This window comes from Chitinophaga qingshengii (assembly GCF_014529935.1).
Lineage (GTDB): Bacteria > Bacteroidota > Bacteroidia > Chitinophagales > Chitinophagaceae > Chitinophaga > Chitinophaga qingshengii.
This window is the reverse complement of record NZ_JACVFC010000002.1, coordinates 689,700-711,870: the sequence shown is the minus strand read 5'-3', so window position 1 is coordinate 711,870 and position 22,171 is coordinate 689,700. Positions and strand designations below refer to the sequence as shown.

Sequence of the window (22,171 nt, the reverse complement as noted above, 5' to 3'; positions counted from 1 at the left end):
CTATTTCCGCGTAAAGATAAATTTGCCAAAGTCGAGCAGGGAATCCAGCGTATTGGATTTGATGAGCTGGAAGCTCAGGTTGACTGCTTTTTCGATGGCGGCATCGGTCATTTCAAAATTGGCGCTGGTATCATTGAGCCAGTATTTCAGTACAAATAAGGCTTGTACCCAGAAGCCATGTACATATTGATCGGAGATATATTTCCTTTCCTTGATTTCGTTGGAAGTATACCCTTCTTTTACCAGTTCCCTTACGTAGGCGTAGAAGGCTTGTTTGAAAGTTTCCAGTTTGTTGCGATAAAGGTCCGGCAGCCGGAATTGTTCCTTTTGCTGCAGGAAGTAGCTGCGGTCGTCCTTTAATTTCTGTACCCAGAGGAAATAAAAGGCCAGCAGTTTTTCCTGTGCGGAATATTGCTGGTAGGTTTCGTCGTCACGCAGTTGCGCGAGGGTGTCTTCAAAAACAGCCAGCCAGATATCTTTTTCGATGGCTTCCAGGGAGCTGTAATTTTCATAAAACGCGCTCTCTGTGATGTCGAGCTGTTTACAAAGGCTATATACAGAAACAGGCGCCTTACCGTTTTCCAGCCAATAAAGTTTGTAAGCGTTACGGATGAGTTGTTTGTCCATGTGTAAGGTTTTACTATTGTTGTAATACCCCACCGGGAGTGGCCCGGAGGTTATCATGTGCGGGGGTAAACACTGTATACAAATTTACGGATTTTGGGATTTACGGATTTATGAATTTATAAATGCAGCGAAGATCGGTATAATAAATGTATGCATAACCTGCATAACTACATGATTGGTATATATATGTAAGTAGTATAACATTAACTCAATGAAAAATATAACATAACCTTAGCTGTTTTTCAAGTGGCCTGCCATTCGTTCAAACATCCTCTTCGCTGCATTTATAAATTCATAAATCCGTAAATCAAATAATCAAATAAAAAAATAGCCAAATAACAAAATAATATATCTTTGCACCGCAATTCGTTTTTCTCACCTGATAAAACGAACTACCATGACAGAACATACCCACATATCGCCCCTTGTAATGGCCGCCTAAAAGGCGTCCCGCCGGATTATTTTCCTGCTTTTTTTCAGCACTGTTACTGGCCGTTTTAAATAACCGGCTAACGGTTACCTGTCTGTACACATGTTTTGTGCCTGTGATGGAAGGGTATCGTCTGCTGCGATTAACCGGCAGTGAAAGCAACGGCATGTTATCATATTTATGACCCCTTAATTAGATACGTTTTGTCTGGTTTAAAAACAAAAGAACTGAGTAAAATCGGTTATACCGATGACCGGGCCAGGAGCCTGGTGATCAATATTATGGCGCGGCATTTCAAACATCATGATAAAGCCGCCATCATACAGCTGTTGACAGCTATTAAAGAGCGTCCGGCTGATTTCCTGCAGGATGAAGTATTGGGAAAAATAGCGGCTGTTTTTGCTGATGAGCCGCAGATGCGGACGTTTGAGTCGTACGAGTTGCTGGCAACCACCGGTCAGCTGAAAATTTACGGTGGCAGGGAAATAGAACAGGCTGCCCGTCAGCAGATGGAAGTGGCCATGGCTTTACCGGTAACGGTACGGGGAGCGCTGATGCCGGACGCACATATGGGCTACGGTTTACCGGTAGGCGGTGTACTGGCTACCGACAATGCTGTCATCCCTTACGCCGTGGGTGTGGACATTGGTTGCCGCATGGCGCTCACCCTTTTCGATGAAGGGGAGAGTTTTCTGAAACGCTACAGTTACCAACTGAACGTGGCGATGAAAGAATATACGCATTTTGGTATGGAAGGCGGTCTGGGTTTCTACCAGGAGCATGAGGTGCTGGACAGGCCCGAGTTCCGTGATACCGCCTTATTAAAAGCACTGCATGGCAAAGCGGTGCGGCAGCTGGGTTCTTCCGGCAGCGGTAACCACTTCGTGGAATTTGGTTTGCTGACACTGGAAGCAGATAATTCCCTGCAACTGCCGCCCAAACAGTACCTGGCGTTGTTGTCGCATTCCGGCAGCCGTGGCCTGGGCGCTGCTATCGCAGAGCACTATACGAAAATAGCGACAGACACCTGTAAGTTGCCCCGCTCAGCGAAACAACTGGCCTGGCTGGATATGAACAGCGATGCCGGTCAGGAGTACTGGCTGAGTATGAACCTGGCCGGTGATTACGCCCGTGCCTGTCATCAGCAGATCCATCGTCACCTGGCGAAGGCGACGGGACTGAAGAGTCTGGCTACCATCGAGAATCACCACAATTTTGCGTGGGAGGAAACGCTGACGGATACACGGAAAGTGATCATACACCGCAAAGGCGCCACACCGGCACATGCAGGTGAACTGGGTATTATACCCGGCAGCATGACTACCCCCGCCTACCTGGTACGTGGCAAAGGGGTGGAGCAGGCCTTGTACTCCGCTTCCCATGGCGCCGGCAGGGCGATGAGCCGCTCCAAAGCCCGGCAAAAAGTGACCATGTCGGCGCTGAAGAAAATGACTGCCGACGCGGGTGTGACACTGATCGGCGGCAGCGTGGAAGAAAATCCGCTGGCCTACAAGGATATAGAGCAGGTGATGCATGCGCAGCACGAACTGGTGACCGTGGAAGGGCAGTTTATGCCGGCTATTGTGCGGATGAACAAAGAATAACTACACCAACTTTTCCTGCATAGGAAGGGGCCCGGGACATGCTGTCCCGGGCCCCGTTTTTTCCCCGGTATGCTAAAAAATATGAGAAAGATTGTTTATTTTATCAACTCAAATCTCCCTATGAACCAACGGTTACTATCCCTCGATATGCTGAGGGGAGTCATTATGCTGCTGCTGGCAGCAGAAAGCGCTCATCTGTATTGGTCACTCGACAGTTTACAATCTGATGGCTTATGGCATACCTTCATGCAACAGTTTTTCCATGACCCCTGGAATGGGCTACGGTTCTGGGACCTGGTGCAGCCGGCGTTCATGACCATAGCCGGCACTGCCATGTATTTATCGTGGAATGCCAAGTCGCAACAGGGTATCGGCTGGCAACAAAATTTTAGACATATTGCGTGGCGTTGCGGGAAATTATTTATATTCGGTACCGCATTACACTGCGTATATGCGGGCCGGTTAGTCTGGGAGTTATGGAATGTGCTCACGCAGTTATCTGTAACCACGATCATTGCATATCTGATTATTCGTCGTTCTGTAGTTTTTCAGCTGGTCATCAGCCTGTTGCTGTTACTGGCCACTGATTGTATGTATCGGTTTATTTATTTGCCAGGCTTTGAAGAGTCTTTTACACAGGGGCATAATTTCGGCGCCTATATAGATACGGTATTGATGGGAAAGATCAACCCGGATGGCTGGGTGGCGATCAATTGTATTCCAACGGCGGCGCATACCATTTGGGGCGTATTGGTGGGTAAACTATTGATCAGCGATAAAACACCGCTCCGGAAAGTGCTGATCCTGGTGATAGCGGGTGTTGTCGGTCTGGTGGCCGGTTTTGGACTGGATGCTGCGCATATAACGCCTATCATTAAACGAATCAGCACCGCCTCTTTTGTATTGGCCTCCGGCGGTTGGGTAATGCTGATGCTGGCGGTAGCCTACTGGCTGGCTGATGTAAAAGGATACGTACGTTACGCCTGGATAGCCACGGTAGCCGGTATGAATGCCATCTTCATTTACCTGTTTTTTGAAACGGTGGGCGCACAATGGCTGGACCCCACTACGGGTATCTTTATAAAAGGTTTCACCGCCATGGCGGGCATACCGGAAGAAGTCAGGGAAGTATTGTCCGCCTTAACAGTACTGGTATTGGAATGGGGCCTGTGTTACTGGCTGTATAAACGAAAGATATTTTTTAAATTATAGCTATCTGAGAAACCCCTATGAATCAGCCCTGGTATCAATTACCGGGGCTTCCCTTTGCTGGTCAGGCAAGCCTTTCACCATCAGTACAATCAGTAATCCGCATAAAGCCATGATACCAAAAGATACCCGCAGATGGGTAGCCTGGGCTACAAAGCCCACCAGTGGCGGTACTACCAGGAATCCAAGGTAACCGATCGTAGAAATGGAAGCCAGCGTTTGGCCGCTGTTGGCGTTGCGGGATTTGCCAGCCAGGCTGAAAACCAGCGGTACCACACAGGATACGCCCAATCCCGTAAAAATAAAGCCGATACCGGTGATCAGCGGATGAGGAAGGAAAATAGCCAGCAATAAACCGGAAAGAATCAGCCACCCGCTATAGAACAACATATTTTTAATGCCCATCTGCGCCACGAGCCGGTCACCCATAAAACGACCCAGCGTCATGGCTGCCATGTATATCATAAAAGATGCCGTAGCGGCGGTAGCGGTGCCCCCGGCGACTTTATGAAAATAGATGCTGCTCCAGTCGTACATGGTATTTTCTGTTGCCATACAGGCAAAGCAGATAAAGGAAAAACGCAACAACGATTTATCCGGCAGCGAGAACGCCGGTTTTTTCACCGGGTTGGGTACCGGCTGGTCGGGATAGGTACGTGGACCATAGTACAACGTAAAAGCCAGCAACAATACGCTCACCATCAGCATATGCCAGGACGGCGCTACCTGCATAGACACCATCAGGTAGCCGATACCGGCGCCGGTAGAACCGGCAATACTCCAGATACCGTGGAAGGTGGTCATAATGGATTTGGGATACATATGCTGTACCTGCACGGCCTGTGCGTTCATAGACAGGTTCAGCAGGTTGCGGGAAGACCCGAAACAGAACAAGGTCAGCGCCAGCTGCCACAAACTGGTGGTGAAACCGGGAAGGCTCAGTACCAGGTTAAACACCATCGCGCCTATCACCATGATCTTGCGGCTGCTGAAACTACCCAGTAATTTACCGGTAACAGGCATGGTAAGCATCAGCCCAATGGGAAGGGCCAGCAGTACCAGTCCCAGCTGCGCCTCGTTGAGGTGCAACTGCTGTTGTATAGAAGGTATCCTGGACGCCCAGGTGGAATAACCCAGGCCGGAGATAAAAAAGAAAACGGAAACGGCTGTCCGGTATTGTCGCGCGTTGGCTTCAGTAGCTTGCGGTATCTCTATAAGCATCAGTGATCGTACACACCTCTTTGAAGAGCCATGAGGAACGCAAAATTACACATTATCTTTTCATTTTCGCCATCGCCCGTACCGGGAATGTACCTACGCCCTTGAATTTAGGCGGCACCGCGCTAAATGTAAACCCATCGTCCGGCAATAGTTCCAGGTGACAGAGATGTTCCACAATCAGGATGTCAGCGCCCAGCAGGGTAGTATGTACCGGCCGGGTACGTCCCTGGGTATTGTCGATGTTGTGGGAATCGATGCCTGTCAATTGCACCTGGCAATCGCGCAGGTACTCTGCTGCATCGGCGGTAAGGTAAGGGTGATTTTCGTAATACGTGGAAGTATTCCAGTGTTCGGCCCAGCCGGTATGGATTAATACGGCGCGATTGCGTATTTCATGATTCCGCAGCCTGTCGGCCGTAACGGCAAGACCCTGTGCGTATGGTGCGCGGATCACGATGCCGTCCAGGTCAACGAAGCGTTCCAGTGGTACTTCAGCCATGTCTTTACCATCAGGGTAGCGATGAAAAGGGCAGTCGATATAAGTACCGGTATTGGTCACCATTTCTATTTTGCCGATCTGGAAAGTGGTTTCTCCATCGTACAGGTGGCGGGAATCTTCCCGGCTGAGGAAATCGCAGATCACAGGGGCAGGGAGACCTTTATAAGTCACCAGTCCGTTTTCAATAGTATGGCTCAGGTCTACCAGGTAACTTTGTCCACCGGCATCCACTGGTTTTCGTTTGTGCGGCTCCGTAAGAATTTCTTTGTTGAGGATACGGGTTTCACCCACCATGAGCAGGCGCATGTCTGCTACGAGGTAGTCTGCCAGCTCTTTATCGGAGATATCATCGCCTGCAATGTCCAGCCGGAAATCTTCGCCTTTGATGCCGCCACCGTTGGTGAAGCGGATATCGAAATCAAATTTTACTCTTTTGTCCATAGGTTGATATTTTCCCATTTTTATAAGTTTATAAAAGTACGATATTAGCGCTATGCTTAAAGATTTTGATATTGTCACCACTGAGGAGACAATGAATCGCCATCAGATACAGATAAAATTCTTTGAAAGTGAAGAAGCTTTCACGGATATAGTCGGAACAGAAGGTTACTTCTATGTGCATAAAGGTGATCTTCACCTGGAGGGCGACCTGATACTGGATATGGACAAGTCCGACCCTATGCCTGATGGCCGGCCTGCGGCAGGTTTTGCCGTCATCGGCAACCTTACGGTGGATGGCGGTATTCTCAATGAAACAGGCGACTATGGTCCTGCGCTATACGTAGCTGGTAACGTCACCTGCCGCAATTTCCTGATTGGGGGTTCCCCGGTAAGGGTAGAAGGTGATATCCGCGTGGAGGAAGTAATCCTGCTGCATTATAACCACGGCTGGATGCAATGTGACGGCACCTTTACCGCTCCCGTGATGATCGTGGACGATTACCACCTGATGTCTTTCCGTAAAGACATCAGCCAGTTTTACTACAACGACAGGGACTCCCACATGCCGGAAGAAAACCAATGCGGCGAATCGGAAGACGGTGATCCGGTTATTGCTGATAACCTGCGGCGCCTGTTGAATAATCCGCTGACAACGGAGTTTGAAGAAATTATCCGTGACCTCGGCGCCGGGGAAAGCGTGCTGCAACCACAGGACAGGACCTCCGAATACTGGCGGAATAAAGTGCGCCGCAACTGGCGCGACCTGAAACGGGTACCGATGGAAATGCGCACGGCCAACTTCTGTGAGGAGGCGATGACCTATTATATTGGTGCGCTGGAATATTTTCCGCCGGGCACCATCACCCCGGAACTAGCGAAAACTGCTACGGAGCGGGATGGAAAAGCATTACGTTACCTGCCACCGGAGCTGATCACACGGGAACTGTGTTACATTGCTGCGAAAACCGGCGGTATCCTGAAACTGGATATCCCTGAACGTTTTTATGAACATGCGTTGTTATGCCAGGTGATCCAGAAAACGGACTGGCAAATGGAACATGTGCCCATGGCATTTATGACAGAAGACATGATGGTGCTGTATGTAAAATCTGGCCGTGGTGCGTGGCTGGACCGGTACTGTCAGCAGGCAGGCATCTCCAAACAGCGTGTACTCGAGCGCGTGATAGCGGATGATATCAAATATGTTGAAAATGTATTCAACTGGCACCTGTCTGCCTCCACCTACGCTTATGCCAAACAACGGTACGACGGTAAGCCGGAATATGCCGATGTCTGGAATAATTTTCAGGAGCGTTTTGCCCGGAAGATAGCACGCGTTAGTCCATCGTCATAACCAGTTTACGGCCGTAGGTCTGGTTGTTTTCCATCATGGTATGCGCTTTTTTCACCGTATCGGCGCTGAAGCTGCCCACTACCTGTACCGCAGGTGGTGCAATGGCGCCATCGTTGAGCAAGGTGGTGAGTTCCCGCAGGTTTTCGCCATACCATGCCGTGCGGCCTGCGACAGCGTACGCATAGTTAGAGATATTGAGGATATGTGCCCCTTTATCAAACAATAACTCCCTGGTGCGCGGAGTACCCAAAAAAGTGATATCTGCATAACCTTTATTCAACCCCAGTACCTCCGCTGCTGTTTCGGAAATACTTCCTCCCGCAATATCTATGGCCCAGTCGAAGTAACGCTGCCCGCTGGCTTGCAGTACACGTTGTGTGAGACCGGGTTGCCGGTAATCGAGGATATGTGCTGGCGGTAAACCGATCGCCTCCAGCGCAGCCTTGCTTTGTTCACTGCCGGCGGTGGTAAACAATTGATGGATGCCGTGTGCTTTCAATAGTTTGATGAGGAAACTACCGACTGCGCCGGCAGCGCCGGTGAGGAAAAGCAGGTCCTCTGGTTTGGGTTGCATCCGGCGGAAGGTTTGCCAGGCAGTTAGTCCGGCGGCAGGAATGGCCGTCGCGGTGCTAAACGGCAGCGTTGGCGGGCGATGTGCCACCATCCGGTAGTCGAGGGCAATGTGGGTAGCATAGGTACCGTTAGATCCTTTGCTGCCCGCGGCGGCGATCACTTCATCACCGGGAGCAAAACCCTGTGTTTGTGCGCCGGCAGCCACTACAATGCCTGCCAGTTCGCGGCCCAGTACAGGGGAGTGCATATGTTCACTTTCGCGGCGTCCCTGCCGCATCTGATAATCAATAGGATTGAAGGCGGCAGCTTTGATCGCTATCAATAATTCCGCTTCTCCAAACGAAGGGGTGGGCAGTTCTGCCTGGTGAAACTGATGGACATCACCAAATCCATGTAAGACAATTGCCTGCATGTACGTAATTTTGAACAAAGCTAATGAGCGGGGTAAGGGTCACCAATAACCCGTGAAATTGTGAGTTACTCACAAAAAAATGAGTGATATATGATCAAGGAAAATACTTCAAATGCAGCAAACAGGCAGTTCCTGTACAAGGTATGCCGTATCAATGGTGCATTGGATATGATAGCAGGCCGCTGGAAGGGTTTGATACTGATACATATTTCAGAGGGACAGAACCGTTTCAGTTTGTTGAAACAGTTGTTGCCCGTATCTGACCAGGTGTTGGGTAAACAATTGCGGGAGCTGGAAGCCGATAAGCTTATCAGCAAAACGGTGATACCCGAAGTGCCGGTGCGGGTGGATTATCAGCTGACAGAAAAAGGAAAGGCAGTGATACCCATCCTCGAAGCGTTGGCGGAGTGGCGCGATTTATAACGCTGCGGTGAGTAACTGCCGTAATTTTTTCTCCTGTAAAATAGTGATGGATTTCCCTTCCGCTTCAATCAGTCCCTGTTGTGTAAAATCCTGCAGGGTGCGGTAGATGGTTTCGTAGGTGGCGCCCGCCAGCGATGCCAGGTCCTGGCGGTTGATCGTAAATTGTTTGTCCCCGTATACCCGGCTTATTTCCAGCAGCGCATCTGCCAGTCTGCTTTTTACATCCATGTGCACAAGGTTGCGCATTTTCTTTTCCGCTTCCTGTAATTCCGCCGCATAAAACTGCATGAGCCGGTAGGTGAGGGCAGGGTTGACTTTGAGGGATGCTTCAAAGAAGGCATTGTTTACATAACAATAGGTCCCATCTTCCAGGGCCGTGGCCGATACCGGGTACAGGCGCTGGTCGCTACCAAAGCCACGGTGACCGAGGATGTCGCCTTTTTTAGCCAGCCGGATGATCAGTTCTTTTTCCGGTCCCCATTGTTTATGCACCTTCACTTTGCCATCGTACAAAAAGTAGATGCCGGTAGCCGGCTCGCCTTCCCGAAACAGCATTTCCCCTTTTTTAAAAGCCTGATGTCGCCGGTTGGCTGCTACGGCTGATAGCCACTCTGGTATTGCGTGCTGGCATAAAAAACATGTCTTCAGATCGCAGTCCCTGTTTTTCTTCATGATTGCAATAGTAATACTTTTTCCATGTTTTAATATAAAAAATGCCATTTAATATGATTTGAATCATATTTTTGTGGTGATTTTAAATTTTAAGATGTTATTTTTTATTTCATGGATCATATAAATAAGCCTGAAAAGGCTGGTAAAGTATCAAAAAGGGTGTTTTATCTGAGCATGCAGGCCTTGCTCAACGCGGTATTGGTAGGTTTTATCGCCAAAGGGCTGGTGTTGCTGATCGATCTGTTTACCAACCTGGCTTTTTACGGGGAGTTCTCCGTGGAAGAGAGAGGCCCTGCGGGCAACCATCTTGGCTGGATGGTGATATTGATACCGATAGCGGGCAGTATTATTGTGGGTATAATGGCGCGTTTTGGCAGCAAAGCCATCCGGGGGCACGGCATCCCAGAGGCCATGGAGAACATTATTTTGAACGAAAGCCGTATCCCGCCTGTGATCACTTTATTGAAGCCTTTATCGGCCGCCGTTTCTATTGGTACCGGCGGACCATTCGGCGCGGAGGGGCCTATTATCGCCACCGGCGGGGCGCTGGGATCTTTTACCGGGCAGGTGATCCATATTTCATCCGCAGAAAGAAAGGTATTGCTGGCAGCCGGCGCCTGTGCGGGTATGTCGGCCATCTTCGGCAGTCCGCTGGCGGCTGTTTTATTAGCTATTGAATTGTTGTTGTTTGAATTTTCACCGCGTTCGGTCATACCGGTGGCCTTGTCCTGCATAGCCGGGGCGGGGATGCACCTGTTGTTGTTTGGTAATGATCCGGTATTTGCTATGCCTTCTATTCCGCCGGTTTCCGACATGGCGCTGGTCACTTATGTACTCATGGGCGCTGCGGTAGGTGTGATCGCTGCGCTGGTATCCCGTTCCGTATACTGGGTAGAGGATATGTTTGAGCACCTGCCGGTACACTGGATGTGGTGGCCTGCTATCGGGGCCGTAGCGGTGGGTGTGATTGGTTACTTAGCGCCGCATACTATGGGCGTAGGGTACGACAATATCAGGACCTTACTTACCGGTAATGTGACCGTGGCGCTGATGTTATCATTGTGTGTACTGAAATATCTTTCCTGGGTGATTTCTTTGGGCAGTGGTACCTCCGGTGGTACACTGGCGCCGTTGTTTACCATTGGCGGAGCTTTAGGCGCGCTGATAGGTGTGGCGGTGCTGCAACTCTTCCCCGGTAGCGGTATCAATCTGGCTACGGCCGCGTTGATCGGCATGGCCGCCATGTTTGCCGGCGCCTCGCGGGCATTGCTGACAGCGATTGTATTTGCCATGGAAACAACGGGGCAGCCGCATGGGCTGTTGCCGTTGATCGGTGCGTGTACAGCCGCCTACTTTGTATCGTTCTTTTTGATGAAAGGCACTATCATGACGGAAAAAATCCGTCGCCGGGGCGTTACCGCACCGGAGGAATATATCCCCGATGTAATGCAACAGATCAATGCTGCGATGGTAGCGGCTCAACCGGATATGACGGTAACGGATACACTGACTGTGGGGCAGGTGAATATGTTGCTGGATAATCATGCCTACTATTATCAACATCTGCTGGTAACGGATGGGGAAGGGCGTTTCGCCGGATACCTGGACCGGCAGCAGTTGCAGCCGGCAGGTGAAAATACGCGGGTAGGGCGACTTACCTCCCGCACGGCGCCGTTTGTACTACCCAACGATGATATCAATATGGTAGCGCGGCAGCTGGAGAAATACCGTCTCAGCATATTGGCGGTAGTGGAAGATAACCAGCTGCGGGGTATAGTTACTGCTGCTGCGATCATGCATACCTATAGTGAAAGACAGTTGGCTGCCGCCCGGTACCATTCTGCTTTCTTTGGTAATACCCGGTTGCTGCGGCTGATGGCTCGCGGAAAGCGGCTGCTGGTAAGATAAAATAAAGGCAGTCGTTTCAGGTTTTATAACTGAAACGATTATACGATATTTACAAACTAAAAACAGCCATTTCCACAATGCCGTGTCCCGGTTGATGAAAAGTCCGGTTTATGCCGGTCAGTTTTTTTTCCGTCACACATAATGGTTCCAGGTATTCCAATCGCCCGAAACGGGTTATCATATCTTTGATCTGATCGCGGGTATTGGCGTTGATATGACTGTTAAGCTGGGTTTCCATGAGGTTCAGCACATTGCGGTGATATACCAGGAAATTGTCGGGGATATCCGGCAGCGCCATCAGATAATCGAAAATGCCCAGGTGGTGGCGTTGAGGTGTTGCCAGGAGCTGCATCAGCTGTACACATTCCTCGTTGCTGATATAAGGCAGTACCCCTTCCATAATGATAATGGCCGGCTCTTCGGGCGTATAGCCCGCTTGTATTAACATCGTCTCCAGCAGCAGCGGATCGGTCAGGTCACATCGCAGCAAATGCAGCGGCCCGTTTATATGTAATATTTCTTCATAGATTTTTTTCTTTTCTCCGATATATCCATTATCTACCTCTACAATACGGCTGATGCGTCCGGGATACTGTTCCAGCAGGTAAAGGGACAGCGGGTCCAGTCCCGCTCCCAGGATGAGTACCTGTTGTGTGGGGTATTGTGTGATGCGTTGTTGTATCATATCGCGGACCGCCTGCTTGCGGTAGTACACCGTTTCTCCCACCGGTGGGTAGGCCCGTTTGAAATCGCGCGATAAGCGGCTGGTCTCACTGAAGTCAATAGCATTGATATACGCTTGTTGCAGGGGGCTGTCATACAGCTTGATGGCCTGTTCCAGAACAAGCCGGGAGGTAGCGGGAACTTTTAACTTCCGGGTCATCAGAAATGGTTATTTTTATTTACTGAATATAAGGCTATCGTGTGCATTGAAGATGCAGTCAGAACAATTACTGAATATCATTGTTTCATTAGGAATGTCAACAATATAGCATATGAAGGAACGTATAGCATCTCTCAGCAAACTGGAAAAGGAAGGCAGGCAGATATCCCGTTTACCTTTTTCTATCAGGATCTTACTGGAAAACGTATTGCGTAACCATGACGGTTTCGCCATTACAGATGAGCATGTGGACACGCTGGTGAACTGGCAGCCTGCGCCGCCTGACAAGGAAATCCCTTTTAAACCTGCACGGGTACTGATGCAGGATTTTACCGGTGTAGCCGCTGTGGTGGATATTGCCTCGATCCGGGCAGAAGTGATCCGCAGAGGAAAAGACGGTAAAAAAATTAATCCCGCTATCCCGGTAGACCTGGTAGTAGACCACTCCGTACAGGTCGATTTTTTTGCGACTGACTACGCCTACACGAAAAACGTGGCCTACGAGTACGAGCGTAACAAAGAACGTTACCAGCTGCTTAAATGGGCGCAACAGGCTTTTGATAATTTTACGGTCGTGCCGCCAGGGATGGGCATCTGTCACCAGGTGAACCTCGAATACCTCGCCCATGGCGTTATTGAGCGCGATGGCTGGATCTTCCCTGATTCGCTGGTGGGTACCGACTCGCATACCCCGATGGTAAACGGTATCGGCGTACTGGGCTGGGGAGTGGGTGGTATAGAAGCAGAAGCTGCTATCCTGGGTCAACCGATTTATTTCTCCTGTCCGCAGGTGATAGGCCTGAAACTGACCGGGCAACTGACGGAAGGTGTTACTGCTACAGACATGGTATTGTCGATCACGCAATTGCTGCGTAAATATGGTGTGGTAGATAAATTCGTGGAGGTGTTTGGCGATGGGCTGGATCATCTTTCCGTGCCTGACAGGGCCACTATTTCCAATATGTCACCCGAGTTCGGTTGTACCGTTACCTATTTCCCGATAGATACACAAACATTGCAGTACATGCGTCGTACCAACCGCTCAGAAGAAGTGGTGGCGCGCGTGGAGCATTACTGCAAGGAAAATATGCTGTGGCGTCATGGTAATGAAAACATTGTTTATTCCGATGTAATAGAATTGGACCTGTCGAAGGTGCAGTCGGCCGTAGCCGGTCCGAAGCGCCCGCAGGACCGTATCCTGGTAAAAGACCTGCATGCGGAATTTGAAACGCTGCTGAACAAGGAATTTAAAAGGATGTACACCCCGGAAGGGAAACGCCGCGACACCGCCTGGTTATCCGAAGGTGGTTCCGGTACCGCTTTTACCTACGAAATTCAGAAACATACCGAAGACGTAGCCGTAGAAGTGGATTACCTGAAATCCGTGCGTATCAAATTAAAAAACGAAGAATACGTGCTGAGTGACGGCGCTATTGCCATAGCGGCCATTACCAGTTGTACCAATACCTCCAATCCCAGTGTGATGATTGGTGCAGGGCTGGTCGCTAAAAAAGCGATCAGTCGTGGTTTGTATGTGAAGCCCTGGGTGAAAACCAGTTTAGCGCCGGGTTCCCGTGTAGTCACCGAATACCTGAAACGTTCGGGGCTGTTGTATGAACTCGAAGCGTTGCGTTTTCATATCGTCGGTTACGGTTGTACTTCGTGTATTGGTAACAGTGGTCCTTTGCCGCCGCATATTGCTGAAGCGGTAGACAGAGGCAGTTTGATTGTAGCTTCCGTGCTGTCGGGTAACCGTAATTTTGAAGCGCGGGTGCATCCGCAGGTGAAGATGAACTTCCTCGCGTCGCCGCTACTGGTGGTGGCTTACGCCATTACCGGCCGGGTGGATGTGGATATGCTTAACGATCCGCTGGGATACGATCCTAACGGGGAACCGGTATATCTGCGCGATATCTGGCCTACCCAGGAAGAGATCAACGAAGCCGTGGCAGCTGCTGTGAAACAGGAAGATTTCCGTGATACCTACTCCGTTATTTTCGAGGGGGATGATCAGTGGAAAGGGCTGCTGGCGCCTACCGGTCAGGATTACCATTGGAGTAATGAATCCACCTATATCAAAGAAGCGCCGTTTTTCTACAACTTACCCGATGTACCGGCGGCTGCGGAAAACATCACGGATGCCCGTGTATTGCTGATGCTGGGCGATTCCGTCACTACCGACCATATTTCGCCTGCCGGCTCCTTTAAATCAGATACACCTGCCGGCAAATACCTGCTCGACAGAGGCATTGATCCGAAGATGTTTAACTCATACGGTTCCCGCAGAGGTAACCATGAAGTGATGATCCGCGGAACGTTTGCCAATGTGCGTATCAAAAATGCATTGTCACCCAAAGAAGGCGGCTTTACCACGCTGATGCCGCAAGGCATGGTGTTGCCCATTTATGATGCCGCCATGCAATATGCCGCTGCAAAAGTACCGTTGATCATACTTGCAGGGAAAGAGTACGGCAGCGGTTCTTCCCGCGACTGGGCCGCTAAGGGCACCAACCTGCTGGGGGTAAAAGCGGTGATTGCAGAAAGCTACGAACGTATCCACCGTAGTAACCTGGTAGGGATGGGGGTATTGCCACTGGAATATATTAATGGTGAAACGGCTTCCTCCCTGGGATTGTATGGTACGGAAACCTATTCCATTACCGGTATTGCAGAGGACCTCACTCCTGGTAAACTGGTAACGGTAACGGCTACACCGGCCAGCGGTGCGGCTATCGTTTTTCAGGCGAAGTGCCGGTTGAATTCCGCGATTGAAATTGAGTATTACAGGAACGGCGGTATCCTGCAGTATGTACTGCGCGCGTTCCTGAGTAAAGTATAGCCGTTGGCGTTAGCAATGGTGGAAGAGAGCTGACCACGATGGTCGGCTCTCTTTTATTTTTGGCGGCGGTAAGCCTTCAGGCGACGAGGGGAAGGGGACCGCCGTGCGCCAGCATTTTCCACCGTATTGATTTCCATTTGTTTTGTCATCCCCTTCAAACATATCATTTAAGCATTGATGAATTGTTTGTCAGAAAATTGTAATCGAAATCTAACGAATATAAATGCTTTATTCTCCATGAGTGGTATTATTTTCCCTTGACCTATATTTTAAATAAATTTATTTAATGTTTAAATTATTTATTTAGAATTAGTTAAAAATTCAATCGTTGTAATTAAATCCGCTTTAGTATGTCTGTTAAAAATCATTATTTCTGACACGCCTATGTACATCTGCATTTATGCTTTTACCTTGTGCTGGTGAACAAATGAATTATTATCAACCAAAAACAGGCCTATACCAGCTTGTACAACCTATAATTCCCGGAGCATGAAGAAAAGAGCAGTTGTTAGTAGTCGTCCCCGGTAATCAACACGTTTATTTAAAACTTTTTCAGTGAACAATATGCATTTCATGTAACCATAAATGTATCTGTTAATCATCCGGTAATTCGTCAGGCAATGCAGCTATCAGCTGCCGGGATTTCCGTGCCATGACCAGGCAAAATTTTATCAACTAAACATCATACGAACGCCTGGCAGGCGTGTGGCCGCGTATTGCCCTGCCGGGAGTGTTGTAAACGACATCCATCATGAAACACTACGCAAGCAGATTTATTGTATGGCTGGTGCTGCCATCTATCGCACTGATGGCGATGAAGGCCCCCAACCGGCCGCATATGCGGAAATATGCACCCAAAAAAGGCCCCCGCCTTTTTTTTAGTTCCGGATTTCAATCGATTGTTGGATGGGATTCCAGCCGCCCTTCGAAAAAGCGTACTGCCGATACCGTTGGTAACGGCAACGGAGACACGGTTTTTATATTCCCTTCATTCCGGCATCAGCAAAACCTCATCCCGGCCGATACCCTGGTACTGTCACCACTTTCTACCAAACCATATATGTCGGTGCAGCAACTGCTCAAAGGCGACGTCGCCGGCTTGTATATACAGGAACCCTCCGGTGAACCAGGAACGGCGCAACCCACATACATCAGGGGAATCAGCCGCCCGGTATTCTCCAACAGAGACCTGGCCAGCGTGCAACCCATTGTATACCTCAACGGCATTCCGCTGATCACGGATAATCCCTATAGCTATAATATTCAACAGGCCGATTTTACCACGATCGGTCCGGGTACCAACCTGTTTGCAGCCTACGATGTGGATAACATCGATAAAATCACCGTCGTAAAAGGACTTGCAGATGCTGCCATCTATGGTCCCCGCGCAACAAACGGCGCTATCCTCATCACCACCAAAAATGCACATGCAGGCAAAAGGCAAATCAGCATCAACAGCTTCTACGGCCTGGTGCAACAGGATGGTGTGGCTACCCGCAACGCAAAATCAGAACACAACTTCCGCGAGCCTTTTTATCGTCAATACGCCGATGCACACGGCTACGACAGTTACCCGGCCTACCTGCGCGACTCTTCCAATGTGAATTATTTCGGGCCTTCCAACTGGACGGACATCTACTATAAAAACAGTTATGTACACGGCATCAATGCCAGTCTGAGTGGCGGTTCCGACCGTTCCAACTTCCGCTTCTTCGGCGGCAGCACCCGTAATACCAACGCCGATGGTACACAACTGGACCGCTACAACGGCGCCTTCTTTATCAATATGCTGCCGTTTAAATGGCTCACCATTTCCAGCATGATCAACGCTACCCGCCTGGAACGCAAACGTAATCACTCGTTGCGTGATCAGTTTGCGGAAACACGTTATATACCTGATCTCAGCAATCCCCTGTCGCCTAACAAAAACGTGTACGGCAAATACCTGTCGGAATTCGACAAGGCTATTGACGCCAATAAAAACAACCTGGTGCAAGGTTACTTTGCACTCACCTTTGACCTGGGTAAGCTGCAATACATCAGCCGCGTGGCATTCGACTATAACGAAGGTACCCGTGATGTATTTTGGCCCAGCACGCTCATGGAAACCAACAACTTCGTCTCCAATTATTTCGGTTTTAACCAACGTTTTATTGTAGATAACAAGATCGCCTATACGCACCATTTCAGTGATACCCGTTCCCTCGCCTTTGAAGGCGGACAAAGCTTTCAGGGCGATGTGAATAAATATAACTATGCGTATGGTTATAAAGGCCCGAGCGACTTTATTAAAATCAACGTCGTAGAAGGCGATTCCAAAAAAGCGAATTACCTGCTGCCACAAGGTTTTGTGGTGTACCGTTTCACCGATAAACTGAAACAACGCCTCTTATCTTTTTATGGTAAACTGAGCTACGATCATAACCATATCTGGAATGTCAACGCGCTTTTGCGCAGCGACGGCGCTTCCTATATGCAGCCTGGCAGCAGATGGTTCCTTTCCCCGGTAGTCACCGGCGGCTGGAACCTGCAACAGACGTTCTTTCCCCATGCCGGCAGTCTGTTGAGCAAACTGGACCTGCAAGCCTCTGCCGGCAGAATGGGTAACACGATCCCGGAAGATGGTTTTGCTGCCGGTCCGCAATACAATGTAGACCTGGGTTTTACCAATAACCCCGCGATGTATTCCTATAACGGCTTCGGTACCCTTTCCCGTCCTTATTCTTCCGGCTGGATCGGTTACGATATTCCCTGGGCATACACCGATAACTATACGCTCGCTGCCGACGCCGGTTTCTTTCAAAACCGCCTTAGTATTAAAGTAGAAGCCTATACGAAAAACACCCGCAACCAGATGATGCGTATCCCCACCACATCTGAATCCGGTTATAACGCGGTATACCGCAGCGGCCTGGCGGTAAATAATACCGGTGTGGATGTAGCCATGGATGCGGTGATACTTGATGGGCACCGTAACCAGCTGGGCTGGACAGCCGGTATAAACTTCAACTTCAACCGTAACCGCCTGCAGGCACTGCCTGATGGATTGGATGAAATCCGTATCGGCGCCCGTAAACTGAAAGTACGAGAGTCGATTGACCGTTATTGGTTGTTACAGAACGAAGGTATTTACAATAGTAACAGCGAAGTACCTGTGAATCCGGATACGCATCTACCTGTTACCTATAAAGGTATTCCCATGAAAGCCGGTGATCCCAAATGGAAAGATGTAAACGGGGATCATGTGATTGATGATAAAGACAGGGTGCTGACCGGGCACGCTTTGCCCCTGGTATCCGGCGGTTTCAACAGCCAGTTGCAATACAAAAAATTCACTGTTGATTTTCAGTTTTATTTCGCGTTAGGGCGCACGGTATTGAATCAGCAGGCCGCGAAAAGATATGATTTCGTGAACCAGGATGCGGACAACAACCTGGGTGCCGTCAGGGAAATCACTTTCTGGCAACAGGAAGGATCGCCCAAACAATACCCGCTGTATAATCCCTGGAGCCAGGTGTTGCCTTATCAGGCAGAGCAGGACCTCTTCCTGGAGAAAGCATCCTTTCTGAAACTACGTTCACTCACGGTAGGGTATGACCTGGCAGCATTGCCGCTCATTCGCCGCTATAACATTTTCAACCGCCTGCTGCTGTATGCCACCGGTACCAATCTGTTGACCGTAACGCCCTATAGTGGCCGTGATCCGGAGATGATAGATGTATCCGGTTATGATACGGGTTATGGTCTTCCTATTCCCCGTACCTATACCTTGGGTATCAAGGTTGATTTTTAGTGAATCATAAATAGAAGCATACTATGTTATATACAATAAAACATTGGACCATCGTAATCGCCTGTGTGCTGGCCGGCAGCTTGCTGGGTGGCTGCAACAAGGTGCTGGAGGTAAACTCGCCTCACCTGGTCAATGAAACCAACAACTGGAAATCCATACAGGATACCCGTTCCGCCCTGCTGGGAACGTACGGATTAATGCGTGCAGCCCTGGCCGATAATAACGGCTACTGGTTATACGGAGAATTACGCAACGGCGATTTTCAGGCCTCCGGTTCAGGTGATCTGCGGGCGGTAATTGCCGGTCAGCTGAACGCCTCATATCCTTCCCTGCAGGCATTGAGCGACTGGCGCCGGTTCTACGCCGTGGTATCCAGCGCTTCCATTTTTATAGACCGCGCCGGAGAGGTACTCAACAATGATCCACAGTATACCCTGCTGAATTACAAAATGGATGTAGCGCAGGTGCGTGCGCTGAGAGCTTTTGCTTATTTCTGTATGGCCCGCATATGGGGAGATGTACCGCTGATTGTCACTTCCCATGATGGGAATTTTGATAGAAAAGCCCGTACCCCGCAACAACAGGTGCTGGCGTTTGCAGAAACAGAATTATTGTCGGCGGTGAATGACCTGCCTTATCGTTATGGTTTAAGTACAGATGTGAATAAACCACAGTTGTATTACGGTTCCACCAATACCACCTGGGATGGCGTGTTGATCAACAAGATCTCCGCTTACGCCATGCTGGCGCATATTGCAGCGTGGGACAGCCGTTATGCTGATGCTGCCGCCTATGCGAATCTCATCATGAAAAATTATGACAAGGCAGCCGCAGGTTATGTTACCACCGCTTCGCTCACTTCGCCCACCGGTTTCTTTTATAACAAAAGCACCTCACAATTTTTTATGCTGAGTTTCGACTGGACTAACCGCGAAGCGACGGTAGACGGGCACCTGGAGTCTTTGACGCTCGCCGCCCCGCTGATCTCCAAACCGGTTCCGGATATCTATGTATCTGCCGATACGGTGCTGCGTATTTTCTCCGAACCGCTGGACGAACGTTTCAGTATCGATTCTGCGGGCGTAGCGGTAACGCCTTATTTCACCGGGGTGACCGGCGTAAAACCCATCTTCAGTAAAATAAAAGTTATCCGCGACGGTAGTACCGATGGTTCGCTCGCGATCTATTCTTCGGGCATTGTTTTCAGCAGGCTGGAAGAGATCACGCTGCTGTATGCAGAAGCGATGGCCGTACTGGGCAACCGTACCGAGGCTATCAGCGCCATGGATGCTGTTCGCCAGAAACGTGGCCTGAACAGATACCTCAACGGTTCCGGTGATCTCATCACCGATATATTCCTGGAACGCCGTCGTGAGCTGATGGGAGAGGGATGGAGATGGTTTGACCAGGTACGCTACCAGCGTATCAAAAACAACAACCCCGCTTTTACAGCCATGATGAAGCAGGGCGGCATTTACTGGCCGGTAGCACAAACCGCACTGGACAACAACAACCTGCTGGTACAAACACCTTACTGGAGATAAAAACCACGGCTCATGCAATACCTGAATTTTTCCCATATACACCGTTTCCTCGCCACCTGCGCAGTATTGCTGGCCCTGGCCGCCTGCAGCAAGGATACCGGCGATTACCACTTTGAAAACAAACTGAATGTCTATGCAGGCACTACTTATGAATACCTGCAACACAACAAGGGTATCTACGATTCACTGCTGCTGGTGGCGGAGCGGGTACCCTGGTTGAAGGACTCCCTGCAAAAGGGTAAACTAACCGCATTTGCACCTACCAACAGCAGCTTCGACCTGGTGATCCGGAATATGAACGCGCTGCGTAAAACAGCGGGTAAATCGCCGTTATACCTCGCTACGGTAGACCCGCTGCAGCTGGACACGCTAAGCGCCCGTTATTTTGCTTCCAGTCTGTATATGACCGACAGCCTGCTGTTTACCGATGGAGTATACTTTAACTCCATCCGCTACAACCGCGCCCTGCACGCGCAGATACAGGATGCCAATGCCAGTGGTTATGTAGCCGGCGGACCCAAGAATATTTATTTCAGCGATACACGCGGTTCCAAATTCCAGCGTGACTGGCAACGGACCACCACCCAGGCGGTGAACATCAAAACCAGCAACGGGATTATTCACATCCTCGTGCCTACCCATGAATTTGGTTTCGGAGAATTCGTATTACGCATGAACAAGTAAAATTTCTGATCAATGAAAAAAGGAAAAGCTTTTGTGTTTGCCGGTTGGTGGAGTATAGCCCTGGTGATGGTACTGGGCAGTTGCAAAAAAATGTTGCCGGTAGACCGCCCCGCTTTCAGCCTCGAATCCCAGTTTACGCAGGACCTCTATCAACCGGTACTGGGACGTACTACCCTGATGACGAACAACTTTAACGCGGAAGGCTCTACGCTGCCGCTGACCTTCCGTATTATCAACGTCCGCACCTTCAACGATGAACCGGCGCCGGAGTTATTAAAACTTTTCCCGGTGGAAGTCTGGAAGAAGCCCTACACCGGCGATGAGAAAACATTAGCGGAGATCACCGCCAAACGTGCCACGGAGGATCATCCGCTGTTCGAGATAAGGGAACATTCCGGTGAGTTTATTATGTGGAATTCCGCTACTTCCGATATCCTGAAAGCGCAACCGGATTCCGGTTACCTGTTCGATGTAGAAGCTTTTAACGACGGCGGTAAACGTATCTTCAAAAACATGAAGTTGCGTCCCTTCCGGGAACGCCCCTACGAACCCAATAACCAAAATCCAATTACCGGCGCTAATTCCAATCCGGCTATCAAACCGTTTACCGTTACGGATATGATCACCGATTCTACCGGCAGCAACATGTCGGCAGATGATATCAGCATTTATTTCTACCGGAAAGGAGAGGGTAATTCACTCACCCTGCGCTTCCTCGATAAACGCCTGCAGCCGATGGACCCTGATTTATTCAAGGATACCAAATGGAATGAACTGCTGCATGGTTTTAACATGCAGAAAACAAAAGAAGCGGTGCGTTACGACGTGGCCTTTCCTATACCGCTGGTAGAGATGCCTACCCGTTACACCACCTTCGATGGGAAACAGGCCAAAATGGTATTTGCCTATAGCCGTCAGGGCTTCGGTAATCTCCGCCAGGACGCCAGCTTTCAGATCAACTTCGCCATCTACCGGAAAGGAGATTGGGAGATGGTCATCTGGTTCAACCGGGAAAATCCCAAGTTCATCAACGACTAATGGCTCACCGCATAAAA

General features: G+C 49.7%; 16 protein-coding genes. 10 read left to right on the top strand and 6 right to left on the bottom strand.

Annotation, left to right across the window (positions count from 1 at the left end):
- Complete coding sequence (locus ICL07_RS18085) at positions 1-627, bottom strand: TetR/AcrR family transcriptional regulator (RefSeq protein WP_188089428.1); 627 nt, start codon at positions 625-627, stop codon at positions 1-3.
- 633 nt (positions 628-1,260) lie between these two features.
- Here ICL07_RS18085 and ICL07_RS18080 point away from each other — a divergent pair.
- Both ICL07_RS18080 and ICL07_RS18075 read left to right on the top strand, forming a co-directional pair.
- On the top strand, positions 1,261-2,661 hold the full coding sequence (locus ICL07_RS18080; protein ID WP_246485088.1) for an RtcB family protein: 1,401 nt from the start codon (positions 1,261-1,263) through the stop codon (positions 2,659-2,661).
- A 120-nt stretch (positions 2,662-2,781) separates the two neighbouring features.
- Positions 2,782-3,873 (top strand): acyltransferase family protein, encoded by a 1,092-nt coding sequence (locus ICL07_RS18075; RefSeq protein WP_188089427.1) that lies wholly within the window; start codon positions 2,782-2,784, stop codon positions 3,871-3,873.
- Between the two features lie 15 nt (positions 3,874-3,888).
- Here ICL07_RS18075 and ICL07_RS18070 read toward each other — a convergent pair whose 3' ends face one another.
- Together ICL07_RS18070 and ICL07_RS18065 are read right to left on the bottom strand one after the other, a co-directional pair.
- Entirely contained in the window at positions 3,889-5,091 is a 1,203-nt protein-coding gene (locus ICL07_RS18070; RefSeq protein WP_188089426.1) for an MFS transporter, read from the bottom strand.
- Positions 5,092-5,143: 52 nt separating this feature from the next.
- Positions 5,144-6,031, bottom strand: a complete 888-nt coding sequence (locus ICL07_RS18065; protein ID WP_188089425.1) for a cyclase family protein — start codon at positions 6,029-6,031, stop codon at positions 5,144-5,146.
- 52 nt (positions 6,032-6,083) lie between these two features.
- On the opposite strand from ICL07_RS18065, the gene ICL07_RS18060 reads away from it, so the two are divergent.
- The gene (locus tag ICL07_RS18060; protein ID WP_188089424.1) at positions 6,084-7,385 is read left to right on the top strand and encodes a bactofilin family protein; all 1,302 of its coding nucleotides are present in this window, start codon (positions 6,084-6,086) and stop codon (positions 7,383-7,385) included.
- Here ICL07_RS18060 and ICL07_RS18055 read toward each other — a convergent pair.
- Positions 7,369-8,370 (bottom strand): quinone oxidoreductase family protein, encoded by a 1,002-nt coding sequence (locus ICL07_RS18055; protein WP_188089423.1) that lies wholly within the window; start codon positions 8,368-8,370, stop codon positions 7,369-7,371. The genes ICL07_RS18060 and ICL07_RS18055 overlap by 17 nt on opposite strands.
- 90 nt (positions 8,371-8,460) lie before the next feature.
- Here ICL07_RS18055 and ICL07_RS18050 point away from each other — a divergent pair, with 90 nt between their 5' ends.
- Positions 8,461-8,793: a winged helix-turn-helix transcriptional regulator gene (locus tag ICL07_RS18050; protein ID WP_188089422.1), complete on the top strand. Its 333-nt coding sequence runs from the start codon at positions 8,461-8,463 to the stop codon at positions 8,791-8,793.
- On the opposite strand, the gene ICL07_RS18045 is transcribed toward ICL07_RS18050, so the two are convergent.
- Complete coding sequence (locus ICL07_RS18045; RefSeq protein WP_188089421.1) at positions 8,788-9,465, bottom strand: Crp/Fnr family transcriptional regulator; 678 nt, start codon at positions 9,463-9,465, stop codon at positions 8,788-8,790. The two genes, ICL07_RS18050 and ICL07_RS18045, sit on opposite strands and share 6 nt — an antisense overlap.
- Positions 9,466-9,576: 111 nt before the next feature.
- On the opposite strand from ICL07_RS18045, the gene ICL07_RS18040 reads away from it, so the two are divergent.
- Positions 9,577-11,373: a chloride channel protein gene (locus ICL07_RS18040; protein ID WP_188089420.1), complete on the top strand. Its 1,797-nt coding sequence runs from the start codon at positions 9,577-9,579 to the stop codon at positions 11,371-11,373.
- Positions 11,374-11,422: 49 nt separating this feature from the next.
- On the opposite strand, the gene ICL07_RS18035 is transcribed toward ICL07_RS18040, so the two are convergent.
- The gene (locus tag ICL07_RS18035; protein WP_188089419.1) at positions 11,423-12,256 is read right to left on the bottom strand and encodes a class I SAM-dependent methyltransferase; all 834 of its coding nucleotides are present in this window, start codon (positions 12,254-12,256) and stop codon (positions 11,423-11,425) included.
- A gap of 112 nt (positions 12,257-12,368) precedes the next feature.
- On the opposite strand from ICL07_RS18035, the gene acnA reads away from it, so the two are divergent.
- The 5 genes from acnA to ICL07_RS18010 all read left to right on the top strand — a co-directional run bounded on the left by acnA (position 12,369) and on the right by ICL07_RS18010 (position 22,154).
- Positions 12,369-15,095, top strand: coding sequence for an aconitate hydratase AcnA (gene acnA / locus ICL07_RS18030; RefSeq protein ID WP_188089418.1), 2,727 nt, complete (start codon positions 12,369-12,371; stop codon positions 15,093-15,095).
- A 751-nt stretch (positions 15,096-15,846) separates the two neighbouring features.
- The gene (locus ICL07_RS18025; RefSeq protein ID WP_188089417.1) at positions 15,847-18,888 is read left to right on the top strand and encodes a SusC/RagA family TonB-linked outer membrane protein; all 3,042 of its coding nucleotides are present in this window, start codon (positions 15,847-15,849) and stop codon (positions 18,886-18,888) included.
- A gap of 23 nt (positions 18,889-18,911) precedes the next feature.
- Positions 18,912-20,432: a RagB/SusD family nutrient uptake outer membrane protein gene (locus tag ICL07_RS18020; RefSeq protein WP_188089416.1), complete on the top strand. Its 1,521-nt coding sequence runs from the start codon at positions 18,912-18,914 to the stop codon at positions 20,430-20,432.
- A gap of 12 nt (positions 20,433-20,444) precedes the next feature.
- Complete coding sequence (locus ICL07_RS18015) at positions 20,445-21,116, top strand: hypothetical protein (protein ID WP_223151972.1); 672 nt, start codon at positions 20,445-20,447, stop codon at positions 21,114-21,116.
- A gap of 12 nt (positions 21,117-21,128) precedes the next feature.
- Positions 21,129-22,154: a DUF5007 domain-containing protein gene (locus ICL07_RS18010; RefSeq protein ID WP_188089415.1), complete on the top strand. Its 1,026-nt coding sequence runs from the start codon at positions 21,129-21,131 to the stop codon at positions 22,152-22,154.
- Positions 22,155-22,171 lie beyond the last annotated feature (17 nt).